This window comes from Stenotrophomonas sp. STEN038, assembly GCF_056759895.1.
In genome coordinates this window covers 1-14,400 of sequence record NZ_JBRRDW010000077.1, presented here as the reverse complement: position 1 = coordinate 14,400, position 14,400 = coordinate 1, and the positions used below count along the sequence as shown (strand labels likewise).

At 64.6% G+C, this 14,400-nt stretch carries 14 protein-coding genes; 11 read left to right on the top strand and 3 right to left on the bottom strand.

Annotation, left to right across the window (positions count from 1 at the left end; genetic code table 11):
* Positions 1 to 214: 214 nt before the first annotated feature.
* The 5 genes from guaB to ACVOLS_RS20165 all read left to right on the top strand — a co-directional run bounded on the left by guaB (position 215) and on the right by ACVOLS_RS20165 (position 5,774).
* A complete protein-coding gene (gene guaB, locus ACVOLS_RS20185) occupies positions 215 to 1,672 on the top strand; it encodes an IMP dehydrogenase (protein ID WP_481547102.1) in 1,458 nt (485 codons plus the stop codon).
* 104 nt (positions 1,673 to 1,776) lie between these two features.
* Positions 1,777 to 3,342 (top strand): glutamine-hydrolyzing GMP synthase, encoded by a 1,566-nt coding sequence (guaA, locus tag ACVOLS_RS20180; RefSeq protein WP_481547101.1) that lies wholly within the window; start codon positions 1,777 to 1,779, stop codon positions 3,340 to 3,342.
* Between the two features lie 310 nt (positions 3,343 to 3,652).
* The gene (locus ACVOLS_RS20175; RefSeq protein ID WP_099605317.1) at positions 3,653 to 4,909 is read left to right on the top strand and encodes a tyrosine-type recombinase/integrase; all 1,257 of its coding nucleotides are present in this window, start codon (positions 3,653 to 3,655) and stop codon (positions 4,907 to 4,909) included.
* A 60-nt stretch (positions 4,910 to 4,969) separates the two neighbouring features.
* Positions 4,970 to 5,245 carry a hypothetical protein gene (locus ACVOLS_RS20170; RefSeq protein ID WP_080376526.1) on the top strand — a complete coding sequence of 92 codons (276 nt, stop codon included), beginning with the start codon at positions 4,970 to 4,972 and terminating at the stop codon, positions 5,243 to 5,245.
* Between the two features lie 4 nt (positions 5,246 to 5,249).
* Positions 5,250 to 5,774 (top strand): helix-turn-helix transcriptional regulator, encoded by a 525-nt coding sequence (locus ACVOLS_RS20165; protein WP_053505377.1) that lies wholly within the window; start codon positions 5,250 to 5,252, stop codon positions 5,772 to 5,774.
* 16 nt (positions 5,775 to 5,790) lie between these two features.
* Here the strand turns inward: ACVOLS_RS20165 and ACVOLS_RS20160 are convergent, their stop codons facing one another.
* The gene (locus tag ACVOLS_RS20160; protein ID WP_053505378.1) at positions 5,791 to 6,168 is read right to left on the bottom strand and encodes a helix-turn-helix transcriptional regulator; all 378 of its coding nucleotides are present in this window, start codon (positions 6,166 to 6,168) and stop codon (positions 5,791 to 5,793) included.
* Positions 6,169 to 6,583: 415 nt separating this feature from the next.
* On the opposite strand from ACVOLS_RS20160, the gene radC reads away from it, so the two are divergent.
* Together radC and ACVOLS_RS20150 are read left to right on the top strand one after the other, a co-directional pair.
* The gene (gene radC, locus ACVOLS_RS20155; protein WP_099605316.1) at positions 6,584 to 7,093 is read left to right on the top strand and encodes a RadC family protein; all 510 of its coding nucleotides are present in this window, start codon (positions 6,584 to 6,586) and stop codon (positions 7,091 to 7,093) included.
* Between the two features lie 297 nt (positions 7,094 to 7,390).
* Complete coding sequence (locus tag ACVOLS_RS20150; RefSeq protein WP_053505380.1) at positions 7,391 to 7,741, top strand: DUF2958 domain-containing protein; 351 nt, start codon at positions 7,391 to 7,393, stop codon at positions 7,739 to 7,741.
* Positions 7,742 to 7,769: 28 nt separating this feature from the next.
* On the opposite strand, the gene ACVOLS_RS20145 is transcribed toward ACVOLS_RS20150, so the two are convergent.
* Positions 7,770 to 8,435, bottom strand: coding sequence for a DUF6988 family protein (locus ACVOLS_RS20145; protein WP_053505381.1), 666 nt, complete (start codon positions 8,433 to 8,435; stop codon positions 7,770 to 7,772).
* A 528-nt stretch (positions 8,436 to 8,963) separates the two neighbouring features.
* Between ACVOLS_RS20145 and ACVOLS_RS20140 the strand changes: the two genes are divergently transcribed.
* From ACVOLS_RS20140 to ACVOLS_RS20130, 3 genes are all read left to right on the top strand, one after another.
* Positions 8,964 to 9,788: a DUF932 domain-containing protein gene (locus ACVOLS_RS20140; RefSeq protein ID WP_053505382.1), complete on the top strand. Its 825-nt coding sequence runs from the start codon at positions 8,964 to 8,966 to the stop codon at positions 9,786 to 9,788.
* 78 nt (positions 9,789 to 9,866) lie between these two features.
* A complete protein-coding gene (locus ACVOLS_RS20135; protein WP_099605314.1) occupies positions 9,867 to 11,915 on the top strand; it encodes a ParB/RepB/Spo0J family partition protein in 2,049 nt (682 codons plus the stop codon).
* Between the two features lie 62 nt (positions 11,916 to 11,977).
* On the top strand, positions 11,978 to 12,190 hold the full coding sequence (locus tag ACVOLS_RS20130; RefSeq protein WP_099605313.1) for a hypothetical protein: 213 nt from the start codon (positions 11,978 to 11,980) through the stop codon (positions 12,188 to 12,190).
* Positions 12,191 to 12,274: 84 nt separating this feature from the next.
* Here the strand turns inward: ACVOLS_RS20130 and ACVOLS_RS20125 are convergent, their stop codons facing one another.
* Positions 12,275 to 13,081, bottom strand: coding sequence for an alpha/beta fold hydrolase (locus tag ACVOLS_RS20125; RefSeq protein WP_204275163.1), 807 nt, complete (start codon positions 13,079 to 13,081; stop codon positions 12,275 to 12,277).
* An 818-nt stretch (positions 13,082 to 13,899) separates the two neighbouring features.
* Between ACVOLS_RS20125 and ACVOLS_RS20120 the strand changes: the two genes are divergently transcribed.
* Positions 13,900 to 14,214, top strand: coding sequence for a DUF736 domain-containing protein (locus ACVOLS_RS20120; protein ID WP_180872692.1), 315 nt, complete (start codon positions 13,900 to 13,902; stop codon positions 14,212 to 14,214).
* Positions 14,215 to 14,400 lie beyond the last annotated feature (186 nt).

The window sequence follows — 14,400 nt, the reverse complement described above, 5'->3', positions numbered from 1 at the left end:
CCCCTGCCCGTTCCTTGCCCCCCCCCGACCCACTTGTGGTGCCCCCCCGCCGGGGGGGCCCGCGGTTTCCCCCTAACCCCCTTCCCCGCCGGGGCCGCGCCACTACAACTGAATGCCTCCCCGCCAGCGCGACACTGCGTCGCACTTGCCCCCTGACATCGGCGGGCAAATAAGGGTAAAATGTCGCGCTTCCCCACATCTACCGGGCACGCCGATGCTGCGCATCCAGGCTGAAGCACTAACGTACGATGACGTTTCTCTCGTCCCCGCTCACTCCATCGTTCTGCCTAAGGACGTTGACCTCGGCACGCGGCTGACGCGCGACCTGCGGTTGAAGTTGCCGATTGTCTCGGCCGCCATGGACACCGTCACTGAAGCCCGCCTGGCCATCGCCATGGCCCAGATCGGTGGCATTGGCATCCTGCACAAGAACCTGACCGTCGAGCAGCAAGCTGCCGAAGTGGCCAAGGTCAAGAAGTTCGAATCCGGCGTCATCCGCGACCCGATCACCGTTGGTCCGGAAACCACGATCCGTGACGTGCTGGCCCTGACCCAGGCGCACAACATCTCTGGCGTGCCGGTGGTTGGCAGCGACGGCTTGCTGGCTGGCATCGTCACCCACCGTGACATGCGCTTCGAGACCGAGCTGGACGATCCGGTCCGCCACATCATGACCAAGAAGGATCGCCTGGTCACGGTGAAGGAAGGCGCGGCCTCGGACGAAGTCCTGTCGCTGCTGCACAAGAACCGCATCGAGAAAGTCCTGGTGGTCAACGACGCGTTCGAACTGCGCGGCCTGATCACGGTCAAGGACATCCAGAAGAAGAGCGACAACCCCAACGCTGCCAAGGACGCCGCAACGCGCCTGCTGGTTGGTGCTGCGGTCGGCGTTGGTGGTGACACCGACCGCCGGGTCGAGGCGCTGGTCGCCGCCGGCGTGGACGTGCTGGTGGTGGATACCGCGCACGGCCATTCGCAGGGCGTGCTGGACCGCGTGCGTTGGGTGAAGAAGAACTTCCCGAACGTGCAGGTCATCGGCGGCAACATCTGCACCGGCGACGCCGCACTGGCGCTGTTCGATTGCGGCGCCGATGCGGTCAAGGTCGGTATCGGCCCGGGCTCGATCTGCACCACGCGTGTGGTTGCTGGTGTTGGCGTGCCGCAGATCACCGCGGTCGACCTGGTTGCCGAAGCGCTGCAGGATCGCATCCCGCTGATCGCCGATGGTGGCATCCGTTACTCCGGCGATATCGGCAAGGCGTTGGCCGCTGGTGCGTCGACGGTGATGATCGGCGGCCTGCTCGCCGGTACCGAAGAATCGCCGGGCGAGACCGAGCTGTTCCAGGGCCGCTCCTACAAGAGCTACCGTGGCATGGGTTCGCTGGCTGCGATGGAGAAGGGTTCCAAGGACCGTTATTTCCAGGACGCTGCCACTGCCGACAAGCTGGTGCCGGAAGGCATCGAAGGCCGCGTGCCGTATCGCGGCCCGGTTGGCGGCATCATCCATCAGCTCATCGGTGGCCTGCGCGCGACCATGGGTTATGTGGGCTGCGCCACCATCGAAGAAATGCGCACCAAGCCGAGCTTCGTCAAGATCAGCGGTGCCGGCCAGCGTGAGAGCCACGTCCACGACGTGCAGATCACCAAAGAGCCGCCGAACTACCGCGCTTGATGCGGTAAGCAGAAGAGGAACGTGGACCTGGTCCCGTTCCTCTTTCTCTATCCGCCATTCGTTTTGCATCGACTCCCGTTTCCATTGATCACTTGCCGGGCTTTATGACCAACATCCATAACGACAAGATCCTCATCCTCGATTTCGGCGCACAGTACACGCAGCTGATCGCGCGCCGCATCCGCGAGTTCGGTGTGTACTGCGAAATCTGGGCATGGGACCACGATCCGGCCGAGATCGCCGCCTTTGGTGCCAAGGGCATCATCCTGTCCGGCGGCCCGGAAACCACCACGCTGCCCGGCGCGCCGGCTGCACCGCAGGAAGTGTTCGACAGCGGCCTGCCGCTGCTCGGCATCTGCTACGGCCTGCAGACCATGGCCAAGCAGTTGGGCGGCGGCACCGAAGCCGCTGACCAGCGCGAGTTCGGCCATGCCGAAGTGAAGCTGCTCGGCAACGACGCGCTGCTGGGCGGCCTGTCCGACCACAACGGCGAGCCGCGCCTGGACGTGTGGATGAGCCACGGCGACCACGTCACCCACGTGCCGCCGGGCTTCGCCATCACAGCTGTGACCGACCGTATTCCGGTGGCCGCGATGGCCAACGAAGACAAGCGTTGGTACGGCGTGCAGTTCCACCCGGAAGTGACCCACACCAAGCAGGGCTCGGCGCTGCTGAAGCGTTTCGTCACCGACATCTGCGGCTGCGCCACGCTGTGGACCGCGGCCAACATCATCGACGACCAGATCGCCCGCGTACGTGAGCAGGTTGGCAGCGATGAAGTGATCCTCGGCCTGTCCGGCGGCGTTGACTCCTCGGTGGTCGCAGCGCTGCTGCACAAGGCCATCGGCGAGCAGCTGACCTGCGTGTTCGTCGACACCGGCCTGCTGCGCTTCCAGGAAGGCGACCAGGTCATGCAGATGATGGCCGAGAACATGGGCGTCAAGGTCGTGCGCGTCAACGCCGCCGACCGCTACTTCAAGGCACTGGAAGGCGTCAGCGATCCGGAAGCCAAGCGCAAGGTCATCGGCAACCTGTTCGTCGAGATCTTCGATGAAGAGTCGAACAAGCTCAGCAACGCCAAGTGGCTGGCCCAGGGCACGATCTATCCAGACGTAATCGAGTCGGCCGGCAGCAAGACCGGCAAGGCACACGTCATCAAGAGCCACCACAACGTGGGCGGCCTGCCGGAAGACATGAAGCTCAAGCTGGTCGAGCCGCTGCGCGAGCTGTTCAAGGACGAAGTGCGCCGCCTCGGCGTCGAACTCGGCCTGCCGCGTGCGATGGTCTATCGCCATCCGTTCCCGGGCCCGGGTCTGGGTGTGCGCATCCTCGGTGAAGTGAAGCGTGAGTACGCCGAACTGCTGGGCAAGGCCGATGCGATCTTCATCGAAGAACTGCGCGCTGCCGATCTGTACGACAAGACCAGCCAGGCCTTCGCCGTGTTCCTGCCGGTCAAGTCGGTGGGCGTGGTGGGCGATGCACGTGCGTATGAGTGGGTGATCGCACTGCGCGCAGTGGAGACCATCGACTTCATGACCGCGCATTGGGCGCACCTGCCGTACGACTTCCTCGGCCGCGTGTCCAATCGCATCATCAACGAGCTGCGTGGCGTGTCGCGCGTGGTCTACGACATCTCCGGCAAGCCGCCGGCGACGATCGAGTGGGAGTGAATTGACGTCCTTCGAGGACTATCGCCAGCTATCGAAAAACTGACGTAACGTGTTGATTTAGAAGAAAATACGTCGCACCAGCTATCGGTAGCTATCGCCGGCCAGCAGAAAAAGTTGACGGTAGAGCTGACGGTAAAAATCGAGGCCGGATTAAGACACTCTCGTTCACTATTCAGACTTTTACCGTCTTTGACGGTAAAAGCCTTCTCGGGAAAGCTTGTTTTATGGGGCTTTCCGGGCATCAGCAGGTCTCCAAGTCCCTGACGGTAAAACCTGACGGTAAATCCGTCACATGCCGGAGGAAACCTCGATGCTGACCGACGCTGCACTACGCAATTTCAAACCTAAGTCCAAGATTTATAAGGCTTCTGACCGAGACGGGATGTACGTGACGGTATCGCCTGGCGGAACGATCACGTTCCGCTACGACTACCGGCTCCACGGCCGCCGCGAGACGCTGACCCTCGGACGCTATGGCCCTGGTGGCATCTCGCTGGCAATGGCGCGCGAACTGCTGCTGGACGCGCGCAAAGCCGTTCTCAAGGGTGTCTCGCCCGCGCTGGAGAAGCAGCGTGAGAAACGCCGGGTGGTCGCCATCAAGACCTTCGGCGCGGTGATGGAGACGTGGCTGGCCAACGCAAGGCTGGCCGACAGCACCCGCGCCATGCGCAAGCACATCATCGACCGGGACATCCTGCCGGTCTTCCAGAATCGCCTGCTCACCGAAATCCAGGCCGAAGACCTGCGGGCCTTGTGCAACAAGGTCAAGGAGCGTGGGGCGCCGGCCACGGCGGTACAGATTCGGGACATCGTGAAGCAGGTCTACATCTACGCCATCGCCCACGGTGAGAAGGTGGACAACCCCGCCGACAGCGTGGGCGCGGCCTCGATCGCCACCTTTGTGCCGAAAGATCGCGCCTTGTCGCCGCTGGAGATTCGGCTGTTCATGCAGCAGATGGAATCGGTGGCGACCTATCCGACCATCAAGCTGGCGCTGCGCTTGATCCTGCTGACGCTGGTACGCAAGAGCGAACTGATCCACGCCACCTGGGATGAGGTCGATTTCGAGAGCAAGACCTGGACGATTCCTAAGCAGCGGATGAAGGGGCGCAACCCGCACGTGGTCTATCTATCGCGCCAGACGCTCGACATCTTCGTGACGTTGCACGCCTGCGCGGCGGGATCAAGGTTCGTTTTTCCGTCTCGCTATGACGCAGAACGGTGCATGTCCAACGCTACTTTGAATCGCGTCACAGGGCTAGTAGTGGAGGCGGCAAAGACCAAGGGGCTGCCGCTGAAACCCTTCACCGTCCATGACCTGCGCCGGACCGGCTCGACACTGTTGAACGAAATCGGCTTCAACCGCGACTGGATCGAGAAGTGCCTGGCGCACGAGGACGGGCGTTCCTCGCGCTCGGTTTACAACAAGGCCGAGTACGCCGAGCAGCGGCGCCACATGCTGCAAGAGTGGGCCAACCTAGTCGATGCCTGGGGCGGTGGGCAGACCTACGTGCCGAAGCTGTTACCGGCGAACGTGGTGGTGCCGGCGTTGAGCGCGATAGCCTGAAACAGTGGCTTGGTTGTCACTTGACAACCAAGCCAATCATCCCCATACTGGAGATCATTGATGGCTCGTTCCCCTCATCCGAAGAAAGATGTCGAGGAAGCTCTCAGGCACGCCGAAGGGCAGGGCTGGCGCGTCGAAGTCGGCGGCAGCCACGCTTGGGGGCGGATGTATTGCCCTTACAACGATGAAGAATGTCGCTGCGGCGAGTTCTGCATCACCAGTGTATGGAGCACGCCGAAAAATCCCGGCAACCACGCGCGCTCCTTGCGGCGCGTCGTGGACAACTGCACCACGCACCGGCCGCAGCGCGACGCTGATGATGGTGCCAAGGAGTAGCGCGATGGAATACACCTTCACTCTGAAATATCAGCTCACGGATGCTGACCGCGACCCGGATGCACTGGTGGAGCGCCTGGGCGAAGCCGGCTGCGACGATGCCTTGGTCGGCATCGGGCAGCCGGGTCGGTTGGCGCTGGAGTTCACCCGCGAGGCAGCGGATGCGGACGAGGCCGTGCGTAGCGCGCTGGCCGATGTGCGCTGCGCCGCGCCGACCGCGCGATTGATCGAAGTAGCGCCGGATCTGGTGGGTCTGACTGACGTGGCCGACATTGTTGGCGTGTCGCGGCAGAACATGCGCAAGCTGATGCTGGCGCATCCGGGCAGCTTTCCGGCGCCGGTGCATGAGGGCAGCGCGTCGATCTGGCATTTGGCGGACGTATTGGCGTGGTTGCAGGCCAAGGGCAGCTACTCGCTGGCCAAAGACGTGTTTGAGGTGGCACGGGTGGCCTTGCAGGTCAACGTGGCGAAGGAGGGGCGGCGATTGCCGCGCTCGACATCCAAGGCACTGGAGGCTTTGATTGGATGAGCGCCGCTGCTTGGCCTTATGCCTCGCTCGAACCCGCCCGGACAGGGCGGGCTTTTCGTAGGTAGACATCCGGTTTCGACACGCCGGCGCGCGGAGCCTGCTTTCGTTCTTCGACCCAGGCTTCCACTTCTGCCAAGTCCCATACGACGCAGCGTGGCGTCAGGTTGAAGCGACGTGGGAACTCACCGCGACGCTCCATTTCGTAGATCGTCGTTTCGGCGAGGGGAACGATCTGCCGCAGTTCCTGCCGGCGAATGGTGCGACGGAAGGGAAGGACACTGCGCTTTGGAAATTGCGGCAAAGCCTCGTAGGCATCCGTGCCTGGCAAGGGGAGGCCGACATCGGTGCCGGCAGTATTGGGGGCTTGCGATAGCTGTTCCACCTCGGACTCCATGGTTCTGCTGCATGGAGACATGGTGAAGTTCAATACCTATCGGGACAACTTGCTGCGGCGTAGTGGAGCGGGTTCGATGTGGTATTTGGATGTTGCGTCCCGGCGTACCGCCGTCGGGTTCGCGGGCTGCGCCCCGCGCTTCGTGCCGAATCGCGGCCATCCGGCTTTGATCCCTGACGCCTTCGGCCCTGTTGGGCCTGCGCGCTGCGCTTGCTCAACGGCGGGTGTGTGCAGTGGGCGGGGTGTGGGCGGTCTTGCTGTTCCCTTCACCATATCACGGCGTTCTCGCCGTCAAGGGCGGCGCGCGCTTGTGCGCGCTTGCGTCCTGGCGGCCGTCTGCGACCCCTGACTGCTTGCGCTGCGCCGTGCTGGCGACGGTTCCGGGCAATTCCGCCCGAGCAACCGGAGCACGATCATGTCGCAACTGTCCTTTTCCTCGTTCGATGCCTCGCTGATGGTGCGTGATGCACAGGGCCGCTATCTGCTGGCGACGACTGACCAGATTCTGGAGGCCGCGCGCCAGGCTATCGAGCACAAGATGCAGCGCGGTGCGTCATTCATTTCGCCGGTGGCGGTCAAGGAGTACCTGCGCGCCAAGCTGGCTGGGTTCGAGCACGAGGTGTTCGCCGTGCTGTTCCTCGATACGCACCATTGCTTGATCGAGTATGCCGAGATGTTTCGAGGCACCATCGACAGCGCATCGGTGTATCCGCGCGAAGTGGTCAAGCAGGCGCTGCGGCTCAATGCGGCGGCGGTCATCGTTTCGCACAACCACCCGAGCGGGAATCCTGAGCCGAGCGCGGCCGACAGGGCACTGACCCAGCGGCTCAAGGAGGCGCTGGCACTGGTGGACGTTCGCATTCTGGATCACGTCATCGTCGCGGGCGGCAACACCGCGTCATTCGCCGAACGCGGCCTGATCTGACCAAGGGGGCTTCGGCCCCCTTTTTTGCTGCGTCCGGTGGCGCAACTCCGGCCCGCGCCGGCCTGCGCGGGCCTGCGCGGGCCTGCGCGCTTCGCTTGCCGAGAACCGGGGAACGTGAAGGTGCAAGGGAGGCGGTCTTGCTGTTCCCTTCATCGTGCCACGGCGTGCTCGCCGTCAAGGGCTGCGCGCCGATGGCGCTGGCGTCCTGGCGGCCGTCGTTGACCCCTGACTGCTTGCGCTGCGCCGTGCCCTGGAAGGGGTGGGCAATTCCGCCCGGCAACCTTTCAGGAGTTCACCATGAACTGCGCATTCATCACCGACGAGCAGCGCATCGTGCTGCTGGCCAATGGCCGCGAATCCTTGCTGAACCCGGACTTCGATCCGGCCCCCGTGGTCAAGCTGTTCACGCCGGATGCCGGCGCGACCTGGCTGCTGACCGAGATTGATCCCGATGACCACGACCACGCCTTTGGTCTTTGTGACCTGGGCCTGGGGATGCCGGAAATCGGCTGGGTCAGCCTGGGCGAACTGGCGACCGTGCGCGGCGGGCTGGGCCTGCCAATCGAACGCGACCTGTCTTTCCGGGCCGAAAAGCGGTTGAGCGCCTATGCGCGCGATGCGCGCCTGGCCGGGCGAATCGTTCAATGATTGCGCGGGGCGTCGCAAGATGCCCCGTTCAAGGTCTCAGCAGATCCGGCAGGCAGTCGGCGAATGCCGGCTGGATCTTGCTCACGGGCTTGGCCACGGTTTCATCGCCGGTGAGGACAGCCATCGTCATGCCGGTCATGGTCGTCAGACCGTTCGAGCTGCGCAGTACTTGCAGCGCAAGATCGACCGGGAAGCCGTCGGCACTACGCCGCAGCGGATGAATGCCGCCATGCACGAATGAGTTCATGCCGTGCCAGGTCACATCCTTGAAGTGCAACAGCATCTGGTGCGCGGCTGCCGGCGCGCCTTGTCCGACTCGCTTGCCGATCTGCTCAATCATTTCGCTGGCGCCAGGCAAGTTCTTGGCTGCCCGTTCGCTCTGCTGCGTCAGTGGCGCCAGCAACTTATCGATCGCTGCGTCGCTAGCTGCGTAGAGCAGCCACATTGCCCGTGTCAGGGCCTCGAACTGCAGGCGCATGAGGCCGACGGCAGACGTGGGCAGTCGCAGCGACATCAATGCTCGCATTGCCGCCGCATGTTCCATAGCGACCAAGCACATGCCGAGGGTTGATTCGCCGCGGGGCGATCCATCGAAATCGGCATCGCCCAGCAGTTCATCCAGCCGCTCGTGCAAGGTATTGGAACGGTGGAGCATGTGCTCCAACGGGTCGTTGTTGATGATGGTTTCCTCCATAGAGGGATGGTAGGACAGTCGTGCGTCCCCGGCCAAGCAGACATGGCCGGTCGCGCTGTCGTGCTTCGCATCGAGCCGCCTGCGGCGTCTCGCCCCTGATGGGCTTCCATCGTTCCCTCGCTCCGCTCGGCTGACGCCTCCGGCCCGGATTCCTAGATCCGGGCCTGCGCGCTTCGCTTGCCGTGCGGTCGGCGTGTTGAGGGGCCGTTGCCATGTCCAGCCGTCTCCCCTGACTTCATCACCTTCACCGCGACTGTAGCCCGCGCCCGTGTGCCGTCAAGGCGCGCAGGGCCGTGTCCTCGGCTGCGCCTGCGGGCCGCACCAACCCTGCGCTTGCCTCCTTGACGGCACCCGTTCGCGCGCTCCTGACCGTCGCGGGCGATGAACTCAGGAAAGACGGTGGCAACAAGGCCAACCGGGTTCCTCGTGCCGACCGCACCGAACAGCCGAAAGGCTGGGCTTCCGAATCTAGGAATCCGGTGTGCGGTGTGAACAGCAAACCCTTTTTTCTTTGTCAGGAGAAATGCCATGCAACTCGCATCCCGCTTCGCTTCCCGTTCCCCGGTGCTGCGTTCGGAACGCCCCTTGTCCGATGACCAAATCCGGGCCGTGGCCCCGTCCATCTTCGCGGACGCCCCGCACGAAAGCCGCTCCGAGCGGTACAGCTACATCCCCACCGCGACCGTGCTGCAAGAACTGCGCGGGGAAGGCTTCGAGCCGTTCATGGTGACGCAAACCCGCGTGCGTCACGACGACCGCCGCGACTACACCAAGCACATGATCCGGCTGCGCCACGCCAGCCAGATCAACGGCCGCGAGGCCAACGAAATCATCCTGCTGAACTCCCATGACGGCACCAGCAGCTACCAGATGCTGGCCGGGATGTTCCGCTTCGTTTGCAGCAATGGCCTTGTCTGCGGCGACACCGTGGCCGACGTGCGCGTTCCCCACAAGGGCGACGTAGCCGGGCACGTCATCGAAGGCGCTTACGAAGTCCTGCACGGCTTCGACCGGGCGCAGGAATCCCGCGATGCCATGCGCGCCATCACGCTGGACGCCGGGGAATCGGAAGTGTTCGCCCGCGCTGCGCTGGCGTTGAAGTACGACGAGGACAAGCCCGCGCCCATCACGGAATCGCAAATCCTAGTGCCGCGCCGCCATGACGACGACCGCCGCGACCTGTGGAGCGTGTTCAACCGCACGCAGGAGAACTTGACCAAAGGCGGCCTGTCCGCCCGCGCCGCGAATGGCCGCCGCCAGACCACCCGGCCCGTGCAGGGCATCGACCAAAGCGTGCGCCTCAATCGCGCCCTGTGGCTGCTGGCCGATGGTCTGCGTCAGTTGAAAGCCTGAATCCCCACGCGGCAGGGGCAGGCAGCAGCCCTTGCCGCTTCTCTCGCTGCTGCATCCCAACCGCTAGGAGTTATCACCATGGAGGCCGTACTCAAAACCGAAGCCGTCACCATCGAAGCCGCCGCCCCGCTGGAAATGGCCGACCCGTCCAAGAACCTGATTCTGGTTCCGCTCTCGCAGTTGCTGCCGCGCCGCTCCAAGCGCAACGCCCGCAAGATGCCGCGCCTGTCCATCCCCGAACTGGCCGCGAGCATTGCCCGCATCGGCCTGCTGCAAAACCTTATCGTCATCCTTGCCACCGATGGCGAGGCTTACGAAGTGGTGGCAGGCGACCGCCGCCTGACCGCCTTGAAGCTGCTGGCGAAGAAGAAGCGCATCCCCGCCGACTACGAAGTGCCGTGCCTGCTGGTGCCCGATGCGTCCGCTCGTACCGTCAGCCTCGCGGAAAACCTGATGCGCGAGCAGATGCACCCCGCCGACCAGTTCGAGGCGTTCGCCGCGCTGGTCAAGGAAGGCCGGCCCATCGAGGACATTGCCGCCGACTTCGGCGTGTCCCCGCTGGTGGTGCAGCGCCGCTTGAAGCTCGCCCACATCGCGCCGCGCCTGATGGCCGACTACCGCGCCGGAACCGTCACGCTGGAACAGTTGATGGCCTTGACCATCACCGACGACCACGCCGCGCAGGAAGCCGCGTTCTATGGTGCGCCGGAATGGCAGCGCAGCCCGCCCAAGCTGCGCGAGCGCCTGACCGAGCGCGAAATCGACGCCGCGCACGCGCTGGTGCGCTTCGTCGGGCTGGACACCTACCGGCAGGCAGGCGGCGGCATCCGCCGCGACCTGTTCGCAGAAGGCGCTGCCGGAACCTACCTCACCGATACCGCAGTGCTGGAAACGCTGGTGCGCGACAAGCTGGCAACGCTGGCCGAGGACGTGCGCGCCGAGGGCTGGGCGTGGGTGGAGGCCGTGCCGCATCTGGCCTACGAGGAACGGCAGGCGTTCCAGAACGCCCCGCGCCATCGCCGCGAGCCGACCACCCGCGAGGCCCGCCGCATCGCCTCGTTGGAAACCCGCCTCGAAAAGATCGACGCCGAACTGGAAGAAGCCTGCGACGCCGAGGACGAGGCCAAGGCCGAGAAGCTGGAACAGCGGCGCGATCAGGTGGTCGGGGAACTGCAAGACGCGGAGGACGCCTTACAAGGCTATGCGCCCGAGTTGCGCGAGGTGGCCGGTGCCATCGTCACCATCGACCGCAACGGCGAGGCCGTCATTCATCGCGGCCTGCTGCGCGAGGCCGAGGCCAAGGCGCTGCGCACGCTGGAAAAGCTGCGGCGCGGTTTCAGCAACACCGAAGGCGAAGCCGCCAACGACGAGCACGAGGACGCCGACGACGCGCCCAAGGCCGCGAGCCTGTCCGACCGGCTGGCGCAGCGGTTGAGCGCCCACCGCACGGCGGCGCTGCAAATCGAAGTCGCACGGCATCCGCACGTCGCGCTGGCCGCGCTGGTGCATGGCATGGTGCAGACCGTCTTGCAGCCCGACGCCTACGGCGATGGCCTGCCGCTCGGCGTGCGCCTCACGGCGCAAGACCGACTGGAAGGCATGGCCCCGGACTGGCCGGAATCGCCCGCTGCCGTGGCGCTGCGCGAACTGCAACAGGTGGCCGGTGAAGCCTTGCCGGAGGACAGCGCCGAACTGTTCGCCGCGCTGCTGGCGAAGCCGCAAGACGAACTGGTGCGGCTGCTGGCCGTGTGCGTGGCTTCCACGGTGGACGTGGTGACGCCTCGCGCCACGGCGCACCAGCCCGGCGGGGAACTGGCTCAGGCCGTGGGCCTCGACATGGCCGTATGGTGGAAGCCGACTGCAGAAGGCTACTTCAAGCACGTTTCCAAGGCCGTGATTCTGGATGCCGTGGGCGCGTTTGCACCGGAATCCGTCACCCGGCTGGCGAAACTCAAGAGGGCCGACATTGCCAGCGAGGCCGAGCGGCTGGCCGATGGCACGGGCTGGATGCCCGCCATCTTCAAGGCCGCAGGCCCGGAAGCTGCGCCGGAAGAATCGCAGGCGCAGGACGCCCCGGAGGATGCCGAGGGAATGGCGAATGAACCTGCCGAGGTACTGGCCGCTTGACCCGTGCAGAAGGCGAGCGCCCCGGCCTCGACCGGGGCGCTTCGCTGGAAGGAGAAGCCCCCGTGACCCGCACCACCACCACCAGCCGCCCACGCATGGCGGCGATCTACGCGACCGGCACGGTGCGCGCCCGCCGCTGGCACGGCGATGGCGACGTGCGCGGCTACCGCCCGCCCTCGGGCTGGACGGCCCGCGCCGACCTCACCGACATTCATCCCATCACGGGCCGCGCCTTGCCGCGTGCCGTGTGGTGGCTCATCGAGACGAAGGAATAACCGAGATCAGCCCCGCGCCCAGGCCGTTCCGCCCTGGGCGCGGGGAAACGCAAAATCCGGGCGCGGCAGAGGCCGCGCCCGGACTCATGCAAAGAAGGCGTCGAGCAAGGAAAGCACCCACGCCGGCTTCTCTTCGTGTGGGGAGTGGCCAGCGAAAGGCAGATTCGCCAGACGGGCACCTTGCACCCGGTCAGCCAGTTCGACGGCATGCTCGCGGGAGACCAGCGGGTCTTCGTCGCCCCGAATGACCAGCAAGTCGCAAGCAACCTTCCGGATAGGCTCTCCGGGGTAGCCATCTGAATCGGAAGCGAGCCACATTGCCACGAGCGCCGAGGCCAGCTTCTCGAAATCGGGTTCAGGGTTCTGTGCTTGGTAGCTGTCGAAACTCTGCGGGAACATCTCCTGCCAGCTCGCCGCCGTGACGCCCTCATAGATCGCACGGGTCGGATCATCTGCCGCCAGTGTCCAATGCGCACCGATCGTCACAAGCCTGTCGATTTTTACGGTATCGGTGGCCGCGAGCCGCAGCGCCGCGATGCCTCCATCGCTATGACCGATGACGTTGCATCGCTCTATGGCCAGATGCGCCAGCACCGCTGCCACGTCCTGCTCGATGCGCCGATAGGTCAGCGGCAGAGTGCCCAGTGTCGATTTACCCTGACCACGGCTGTCGATGCCTATCAGCCGATAGTTGTCGCCGAGGTGTGGCGCAACTGCATTGAAGGTCTCGATATTGCCGAAACCACCATGCAGGAACACCAGAGCAGGGCCATCCGGATTCCCTTGGACTTCGTAGTAGATGTTCGCGCCGTCTATTTCGACATGACGGCCGTCCTGATGGTTGAAAGATGGCATCTCGTTGTCCTGTTCTGAAAACTCGTTCACTGTCATGTTTCAGTCTACGGGACTTCTTTCTCTTGAACCTTGATGCAAATGTGCGTGTCGGCACAATGCGCCACCGGGCTTTCGGGCTGCGCCCCGTGCCGACTTCGCTGTCACGGCCATTCGGCTTCAATCCCTCACGCCTTCGCGCCTGCGGCGCTGCGCGCTTCGCTTGCCTCCAGGGGAAAGCCCTGCGGGCTATCCCCGCCGCGCGCAGCTTGGCGCCCCTCGATGCCGCCGAACCGGCAGCGCCGGCTCGGCCCGGCCAGCACCCCGCGCGATGGATGGCGCGCTGGCGAACACGCTGGCGCTTGCTGCGGCAGGTTGTGCAGGTGCGTGCCGTCGGCAACGCTGGTGGTTCCTGCCCATCACGTCACGAAGGACGGTTCACGGACAACCCGACCGGCATCGCTATGGAGCTTTCACGCCACGCCTCAAGACCATCGCCGCAAGGTGTGGTGGAGGCGTTCTCGCCTGTCGTTGCGGGGGTGACCTCGCTCGCGTCAGAGGGCGAGCCGGAGAAGCCTTCGGGCGGGGATGCCGAGTCGGCCCCATCTCCCTTCGGAGCGGTTCGACCCAAGGCGTCCTTGTCTCGTTGTGAATCCTGGCAGGGGCGCGGCTGCACCTCGGGCTTCATGGCTGCAACCGTCGGGCGAAAACAATTTCCCCTGCGCTGCGCGCATTCCTCGCGAGCCAAATTCTTTTCGCCTCCCGGCTCTCCACTGCGTTTCGACCGCAAGCGGTGCAGCCAGCCCGTCCCCCGCCGGCCGGATCACAACAAGGACGCGATGGGCGCGAACCTTGTTCAACCGAAAGGAGAAAACATCATGGCCACCATCGGCACCTTCACCGCAGACAAAGACGGCTTCACCGGCACGCTTCGCACCCTGACGCTGAACGTCAAGGTCAAGCTGGTTCCCAACGACAAGGGCAGCAGCGAGAACGCCCCCGACTTCCGGCTCCAGGCCGTCGGCCACGACATCGGTGCGGCGTGGAACAAGACCAGCGAGGCCGGGCGGGAATACAAGTCCGTTACCCTCGACGATCCTTCGTTCCCGGCTCCGGTCTATGCCCGCCTGATCGAAGGCGAGGACGACACGCACGACCTGATCTGGTCGCGCAGCAAACCCCAGGCGGCGTGACCGCCGCAGCGCCCCGTCCATTGCGGCGGGGCGCTGCGCTATCACTACGTCCCAAACCAGACCGAAATAGGCAGTGGTGAGTTCAACCCGTCAATGCAACATGATCAACAGTTGCACTGATAGGAGCGAACGATATGGCAAGGATGGGGCGGCCCGGCATGTCTCGAGCCCAGAAGCGAGATCTAT